Raw genomic sequence first — 6,965 nt, 5'->3', positions numbered from 1 at the left:
GCATCATCCGCCAGTCGCGCCGGGATCTGGCGCTGCCGATCGTGTTCCTGTCGTCCGAGAGCGATCCGCTGCTCCAGCTCGAAGCGCGCACCCTGGGCGGCGACGACTTCATCGAAAAGCCGGTGGACCGCGAGGGGCTGGTGGCGCTGATCCGGCTCAGGGCGCGCCGTGGCGTCGAGCTGCGTTCGCTGATGGAGCGCGACGGCCTGACCGGGCTCGCCAACCATGGCCGCTTCATGGATCGGCTCACGCAGGAACTCGAGCGCTGTCGGCGGACGCAGGCCGAGGTGACCCTCGCCATGATCGACCTCGACCATCTGCAGGCGATCAACGAGCAGTTCGGACACATGGGCGGCGACGCGGTGATCCGGGCACTGGCGCAGGTGCTGGTTGCAAGGCTGCGTCGCATCGATGTGGTCGGCCGCTATGACGGCGACCGACTCGCGGCGATCCTGCTCGATACCGCGCCGGAACTGGTGGGCAAGGTGCTGGATCAAATCCGTGAGGGCTTCGCTTCGCTGCCCTTCCGCATGGCGGACACCAGCTTCACCGCGACCGCCAGCATCGGCGTTGCCGGGAGCCGAGACTTTCCTCAGATCGAGCGCCTGATCGGCGCGGCCGAGGCGGCGCTGGCGGATGCCAAGCAGGCCGGCAGGAACAGCCTCAGGTGTGCCCACGCGGCCGCGACACCCGGGGGCGCCCCGGTCTACTCCGGCCCGGCCATGCCGCACTGACGGGAAACGAGGTCAGGCGTCCGGTCGCTCGACGGCCGCGGTCGTGCCGGTTCCGTCACTGGAGATCGCGTAGGCCGCACCGAGATGCCGCGCCAGCGCGTCGATGATGCCGGTACCCAACCCGGGCCGGAACTGAGAGGTGCGCGCCCCGTAGCCGTTGTCCTTGACGGCGAGGTACCAGCGCTCGGGGGTGCCGGACATCGAGACGACGATCTGGCCGTAGTTCGGGTTGAAGCTGGCGTGCCGGATGGCGTTGATGGTCATCTCGGTCACCATCAGGCCGATGCTGGTGGCCTCGGACGCCGGAAGGACGATGTCGCCGACGCGGGTCTCGAGGATAACGCGCCGACGATCCGGCAGCATGCAGGCGGCCAGGCTGTCGCACAGTTCGCGCAGGTAGGCGTGCATGTCGACCTCGTCCGCCGGGGTCGAGGCAAGCCGGCCGCGCAGGTCGGCAACGGCCGCGTGCCGATCCCGCTCGTCATCCGGCCGGCCGTGCAGTCCCTGCGTCCGGACCTGCCGGGCGGCCAGCAGCAGGATGCTCGCCACGATCTGCAGGCTGTTGGCGACGCGCAGTTCGAGCTGCTGGCGCAAGTGCCTGATCTCGTCGGACAGCTGCTCGTTCTGACGGCGCATGGCATGGAGTTCGGTCCGGTCAAGCACGGTGAGCAGCAGGCGGCAACCCGCGCCGGGCTCGACGGCCGGCAGCCGTGCGACCTTGACCGAAATCCGTCGCGGTTCGCGGCCGCGCGGGCGCAGGTCGGTCTCGTAGGCATCGATGCGGGCATGTCCGGAGATCATGCCGCGCAGCAGCGAAATCAGCGGTGGCAAGTCCCATTCGCCCCCGCCCAACTCGGACAGTTCGCGCTCCGGCAGCAGTTCGGGACGAAGTCCGAAGGCGGCGCAGAAACTGTCGCTGGCGGAGTGGACCGTCAGGTTCTCGTTGAGCAGCAGGGTCGGGACGGCGCTGGCCGAAACGAGTATGGCCGCAACATCGTGCCGGCCGGGCAGTCCGGCAGGGGTCGGCCCCTCCCCTTCCGCCGATCCTTGCGGGACAAATGATCCCTTAGGCATGACAAGACGCCCCAGCTACCCAAAATACAGAAACATACCCTGTGGTAATAGACGCGAATATGTTTTGTTCTTTACCTAAATGTAGGGTCAAACACCTAGCGGCAACTGGTGCTCTTCTTGCCGCCCGCAAACAGGACGAGGTCGCGAGGCAGGCGGTGAAAGAGCGCGGTACCGTGCTCAGAATCGGCGATCACTCAACTGTGAAGAAGCCCGAGGCCGACTGCGCCGCCGTGTCGCGCCCATCCTGGCCGGTTTTGAACGGCAGAGACCCGCGAAGTCCCCCGGGATTCACCATTCGTAATCTATCCCCGTGATCGAATGGCCCGTCAGCGGCAGAACGAAGTCGGGTTCAGAACATCCATGCGCCTTATCATCGGCATCATCACGGTCTTTGCCTGTGTCCTTGGTGGCTACATGGCAATGGGCGGCCATATCGAAGTCCTTTGGCAACCCTTCGAGGCGGTGATCATCCTGGGCGCCGCAATCGGCGCATTCGTCATCGCCAATAGCGGCCCGGTGCTCAAGCAGTCGCTCGGCGTCTTCGGCATCCTGCTCAAGGGGCCGCGCTACAACAAGGCCGCCTATGTCGAACTGCTGGGACTGCAGTTCACCCTGTTCAAGCTGGTGCAGTCCAAGGGCGTGCTGGCGCTCGAGCCGCATGTGGAGAACCCGCACGAGTCGGCGATCTTCAACAACTTCCCGACCTTCGCCAAGAACCACCACGCGGTGGAGTTCCTGTGCGACTACCTGCGGATGGTCACCCTCGGAACCAATGTCGCCCATGAGATGGAAGCGCTCATGGACGAGGAACTCGAGACGCACCACCAGGAGAACGAGCGGCTGGTCGGCGCCATCCAGGCCCTGGCGGACGGAACGCCGGCACTGGGCATCGTGGCCGCCGTGCTCGGCGTGATCAAAACCATGGGAGCGATCAGCGAGCCGCCGGAGGTCCTCGGCCACCTCATCGGCGGCGCCCTGGTCGGTACCTTCCTCGGCGTGTTCGTCGCCTACGGCTTCTTCGGTCCGATGGCGCAATCGCTGCGCACCACCTTCGAGGCCGAGTCGAAGTACTTCCTGTCCATGAAGGTCGGCCTGCTGGCCCACATTTCCGGTTACCCGCCGGCCATCGCCATCGAATTTGCCCGCAAGGCCCTGATGTCGGAAGTCCGCCCGACCTTTGCGGAAGTCGACGAGGCGACGGCCAACCTGCCCAATCCGACCTGACGACCGGCACGAGCGAGAGCGAGACAGGCATATGGCCGCAAACGACCAGCCGTTCATCATCAAGAAGGTCAAGAAGGGCGGACACGGGCACCATGGCGGCGCCTGGAAGATCGCCTATGCCGACTTCGTGACCGCGATGATGGCCTTCTTCCTGCTGCTGTGGCTGATCAGCATGACCACGCCCGAGCAGAAGAAGGGCCTCGCCGACTACTTCGCCCCGCCCAACACCAGCGAGAGCACCAGCGGGGCGGGCGGCGTGATGGGCGGGCAGGCCTTCGAGGAACTGGGTGCCAAGGTCACCTCGCAGGAGACCATGGACGCCATGAGCGCCCCGGAAACCTCGACGGCTGGCCCGCAATCGGAGGCCAAGGGCGGTTCGAACGAGAAGGGCGGCAACGAGGAGGACTCGGTCAAGGCGTCGCCGACCGAACTCAACTCGCAGCTCAACCAGGAATTCCACGCCGCGGCAGCGAGCATCAGGCAGGCCTGGCAGGCCATGCCGGACATCACCGAGATGTCGGACAACCTGATCGTCGAGGAAACCAAGGACGGCCTGAACATCAAGATCATGGACCAGGAAGGCCGGCCGATGTTTCCCGAGGGCTCGAAATACCCCTTCGAGCAGACGCGGGCGGCAATCGCCGCGCTCGCGCCCATCCTGCAGAAGCTCTCCAACCAGATCGACATCTCGGGCCACACGGCAGCCGGCGCCACCTACCCCAATCCGCGCTACGGAGCGTGGGACCTGTCGACCGACCGGGCCAATGTCGTACGCGCCATCCTGGGCGAGTTCGGGCTGGCCGAAGACCGGATTCGCTCGGTCGCCGGCAATGCGACGGCCGCGCCGATGTTCCCCAACGACCCCTACCTGGCGGGCAATGGCCGCGTCGAGATCGTGGTCAACTACGCCGCCCCGCCGGTACCCGCCAACCTGGGGCCGTGAGGTCAGACCACGTCGTAGGCCTCTTCGGCCGGCAGCGCCAGAAGGCGATCGGCCATGTCACGCTTCAGGTATTCGAGCCGGGCGTCCTCTTCGGCCGTGCGATCGGGCTTACGGCCCAGGCCGATGAACTCGTCGCGGACGATGCCGTCGCGGATCTGCAGCCGGACAGTGGTGCCGCGGTAGGTGAGGACGAACACGTAGCGCATCAGCGTTTCACCGCGCTCCGGGCGCTCCAGCGCCGCATCGACGACATAGCGTCCCTCGGTCAGCCCGCGTGTCACCATCTCGAACGCATCGCGTGCCCCCGGGCCGCGAAAGGCGGTGCGGATGTCGATTTCGCGCCGCTCGGGTGGATGCCCGGCATCGAGCAGCGGCAGGGCGCGCTGCATCACCTTGAAGGCGTGGGCGACGCCGCCCGGAAAGCCGAAGCCATGATAGTGCATGAGATCGGCGTAGTCGTAGTGCAACTCATGTCCGTTCTCGAGGACGGTCAGGGTGGTCATCCGATATCGAGCTCCTCGCGCACCCAGGGCAGGAAGCCGTCGAGGAAGCGCGTCGTGGCCGGCATGAAATGGCTGCCGTGGTGGTAGAAGGGATCGAGGCTGGTGACGACCATGCGACCGCTCGAGGTGATGTCGTCGACATAGAGGATCGGGCGCCCCTCACCGTTGACGGCGAGCACCTCGACCCCGTCGGGCGGGTCGAACCAGCCGTGCAGATGCCAGGTGATGTCGCGCTGCGCCAGCCGCGTGAACAGGCCGTGCCCCGGAGAGGCGATGCGCACGCCGAGATCGGCGCCCGGGGTCAGCCACCACCAGAAATTGGTCGGCTGGGGGGTGAACGTGATTCCCGGCAGGAACAGCTGGCTCTCGCTCTCGCCGGTGGCGACGATAGTGCCGCCGCGTTCGAGAAAGGCGGCCAGCCAGGCCCGGTGCGGCGCCATCCGGTCGGCCGGGGTCCGGCAGGGGATGAGCACCACGTCGTGATCCTCGAGGGGTACCCCGGCGAGGTCCTCCGGCCTCACCAGGCAGTCGAAGTAGCCGGCATAGCGCGCCCCTTCGAGGCTCTCGATGTGGTAGTAGGCCCCGGGATGTACGGCGAGGATGCTCATGATCCGATCCTTCCTTCGCACCAGCTGACGACACGCTCGGCGAGCAGCGCCCCGGGACCGCCTTCCCCGCCCATGCCGCCCAGGTCGTTGCCGGCATGGCTGAAGATCCGGCCGCCGGCCGGCCGCCGCCACTCCCAGTCGATCGGCAGCAGGTCCGGCCCGATGCCGTTGACCGCGAGACCGCCGCCGGGCAGCGGATTGTGGCCCCGGCCGTAGAAGCCGGCGACGCCGCGGTTCTCCTCGAGGTTGCGCTGCTCGATGCCATCGAAGATCGCGTGCGGGTTGAGCCGGGTGAGCACATAGTCCGGCCGCCGTGCCCCGCGGATCGGTTCGTAGATGCCGAGCCCTTCGACGAAGATGCGCAGCATGTGGCCGTTGAAGAACCAGCGGCCTCCGCGATCGAGCAGCCGGGTCAGCGCCGGGCGGCAGGCAAGAAAGCCAACCTGGTCGAGGTGGGTGGTGGTGATCAGTCCCGTTGCCGCCTCGAAATGATCGGAGGTAAGCTCGACCTCGCGGACGCCGAGGAGGCGCCCGCTGGCGACGGCCGCCTCGTATGGCTTGGGCAATGGCCCGTAGTGGGAATGGATGAAGAGTATGGTCATGCGGCGCGCTGTCCTGCAAAGGCTGGTAGGACGGCCCGGTGCGGCGCACCGTCCGGGCCGGGGAGTTCGACAAGACGCATCGGCACGCCGTAGAGCTGCTCGAGCGCCCCGGGAACAATGGTATCCGCCACTGGTCCGAACAGCGGCGGCCCTTGCGGCATGAGCAGCAGGGCATCGTCCGCTGCGGCAAGCGCGTGGTTCGGATCGTGCGTGGTAAAGACGATGGTGCGGTCGCGCGGTGCGCGCAGATCGGCCAACAGATGCAGCAACCTCGACTGGTTGTGCAGATCAAGCGCCGAACCAGGTTCGTCGAGAACCAGGACGTCGGCCCCGGTGGCCAGCGCCCGTGCCATCAGGACCAGTTGCCGCTCACCGCCCGAGAGACGGTCGAAGCGGTGACTCGCAAAGCGCGCAGCGTCCACCCGCGCCAGCGCCTCGGCGGCGGCCGTGTAGTCGGCGGGTCGTGGCTGACCAAAAATGCCCAGTCCGGCGGCCCGCCCCATGACGACGACGTCGCGGACCAGGTAGCTCTGGTTGCTCGAGGCATATTGCGGCACATAGCCGACGATCGGCGGCGCGCGGCGGGAGCCGCTGTCGAGCCGCTGGAAGCCGAGGAGGGCGCGAAGCGCCGTGGTCTTGCCCCGGCCGTTCGGCCCGAGCAGGGCGAGGCTGCGCCCGCGCGCGACCGAAAAGCTCAACCGGTCGAGCACGGCGCGCGGCCCGAAGCGTACGGTGGCATCGTGCAAGCCTATCATGAGCTCGATCGCTCCCCGAAGTGCCGCCGCAGCAGGAGGGCAAAGACCGGCGCACCGACGATGGCGGTGAGGACGCCGAGCGGGATCTCGGCAGCGGTCACCGTGCGTGCCAGCGTGTCGATGATCACCATGAAGCCGGCGCCCAGCAGCGCCGAAGCGGGCAGCAGCCGGCGATGATCGTGCCCGACCAGCAGGCGCGTCGCGTGCGGGATGACGAGGCCGACCCAGCCGACAATGCCCGATACGGCCACCTGGCTGCCCACGACCAGTGCGACAAGCGCGAAGACGACCCAGCGCTCTAGGTCCGGCCGCGCCCCGAGGCTGCGCGCCTCGCCATCATCGAGCGACAGGATGTTGAGACGGAAGCGCATGCCCCAGAGCAGGCCAAGCCCGGCGAGCAGCACGGGAGCGGCAATCAGCACGCGCTCCCAGGTTGCGGTCGAGAACGAGCCCATCAGCCAGTAGACAATTGCGGGAAGCGAGGAATTGGGATCGGCGACGAACTGGATGAGTGACAGGAGC

General features: G+C 67.2%; 9 protein-coding genes. 3 read left to right on the top strand and 6 right to left on the bottom strand.

Annotated features, from left to right (window positions below; translation table 11 throughout):
• The coding region (locus ACE3TU_RS16650; RefSeq protein WP_374626192.1) for a GGDEF domain-containing protein at positions 1-734 on the top strand (734 nt) is incomplete at its 5' end.
• A gap of 12 nt (positions 735-746) precedes the next feature.
• Here ACE3TU_RS16650 and ACE3TU_RS16645 read toward each other — a convergent pair.
• Entirely contained in the window at positions 747-1,808 is a 1,062-nt protein-coding gene (locus ACE3TU_RS16645) for a sensor histidine kinase (protein WP_374626190.1), read from the bottom strand.
• 360 nt (positions 1,809-2,168) lie between these two features.
• Between ACE3TU_RS16645 and motA the strand changes: the two genes are divergently transcribed.
• A complete protein-coding gene (gene motA / locus ACE3TU_RS16640) occupies positions 2,169-3,032 on the top strand; it encodes a flagellar motor stator protein MotA (RefSeq protein WP_374626188.1) in 864 nt (287 codons plus the stop codon).
• Between the two features lie 31 nt (positions 3,033-3,063).
• Positions 3,064-3,975: a flagellar motor protein MotB gene (locus tag ACE3TU_RS16635; protein WP_374626186.1), complete on the top strand. Its 912-nt coding sequence runs from the start codon at positions 3,064-3,066 to the stop codon at positions 3,973-3,975.
• Between the two features lie 2 nt (positions 3,976-3,977).
• On the opposite strand, the gene ACE3TU_RS16630 is transcribed toward ACE3TU_RS16635, so the two are convergent.
• The 5 genes from ACE3TU_RS16630 to ACE3TU_RS16610 form a co-directional block, all read right to left on the bottom strand.
• Positions 3,978-4,478 carry a hypothetical protein gene (locus tag ACE3TU_RS16630; RefSeq protein WP_374626184.1) on the bottom strand — a complete coding sequence of 167 codons (501 nt, stop codon included), beginning with the start codon at positions 4,476-4,478 and terminating at the stop codon, positions 3,978-3,980.
• A complete protein-coding gene (locus ACE3TU_RS16625) occupies positions 4,475-5,086 on the bottom strand; it encodes a hypothetical protein (RefSeq protein WP_374626182.1) in 612 nt (203 codons plus the stop codon). The genes ACE3TU_RS16630 and ACE3TU_RS16625 overlap by 4 nt, the downstream gene beginning before the upstream one ends.
• A complete protein-coding gene (locus ACE3TU_RS16620) occupies positions 5,083-5,688 on the bottom strand; it encodes a hypothetical protein (protein WP_374626180.1) in 606 nt (201 codons plus the stop codon). Before ACE3TU_RS16620 ends, ACE3TU_RS16625 begins: the two co-directional genes overlap by 4 nt.
• Positions 5,685-6,443: an ABC transporter ATP-binding protein gene (locus tag ACE3TU_RS16615; RefSeq protein ID WP_374626178.1), complete on the bottom strand. Its 759-nt coding sequence runs from the start codon at positions 6,441-6,443 to the stop codon at positions 5,685-5,687. The genes ACE3TU_RS16620 and ACE3TU_RS16615 overlap by 4 nt, the downstream gene beginning before the upstream one ends.
• Positions 6,440-6,965 (bottom strand): FecCD family ABC transporter permease (locus ACE3TU_RS16610; RefSeq protein WP_374626176.1); only part of this gene is annotated, 526 nt, incomplete at its 5' end. The genes ACE3TU_RS16615 and ACE3TU_RS16610, both read right to left, overlap by 4 nt.

Source organism: Devosia sp., assembly GCF_041917035.1.
Classification (GTDB): Bacteria; Pseudomonadota; Alphaproteobacteria; order Rhizobiales; family Devosiaceae; genus Devosia_A.
The sequence above is the reverse complement of the archived record's forward strand: the minus strand, read 5'-3'. Positions and strand labels throughout refer to the sequence as shown.

Coding starts and splice junctions, on each gene's coding strand:
- ACE3TU_RS16620 (WP_374626180.1), bottom strand. CDS start 5,688: ATGACCATACTCTTCATCCATTCCCACTACGGGCCATTGCCCAAGCCA.
- ACE3TU_RS16625 (WP_374626182.1), bottom strand. CDS start 5,086: ATGAGCATCCTCGCCGTACATCCCGGGGCCTACTACCACATCGAGAGC.
- ACE3TU_RS16630 (WP_374626184.1), bottom strand. CDS start 4,478: ATGACCACCCTGACCGTCCTCGAGAACGGACATGAGTTGCACTACGAC.
- motA (WP_374626188.1), top strand. CDS start 2,169: ATGCGCCTTATCATCGGCATCATCACGGTCTTTGCCTGTGTCCTTGGT.
- ACE3TU_RS16645 (WP_374626190.1), bottom strand. CDS start 1,808: ATGCCTAAGGGATCATTTGTCCCGCAAGGATCGGCGGAAGGGGAGGGG.
- ACE3TU_RS16615 (WP_374626178.1), bottom strand. CDS start 6,443: ATGATAGGCTTGCACGATGCCACCGTACGCTTCGGGCCGCGCGCCGTG.
- ACE3TU_RS16635 (WP_374626186.1), top strand. CDS start 3,064: ATGGCCGCAAACGACCAGCCGTTCATCATCAAGAAGGTCAAGAAGGGC.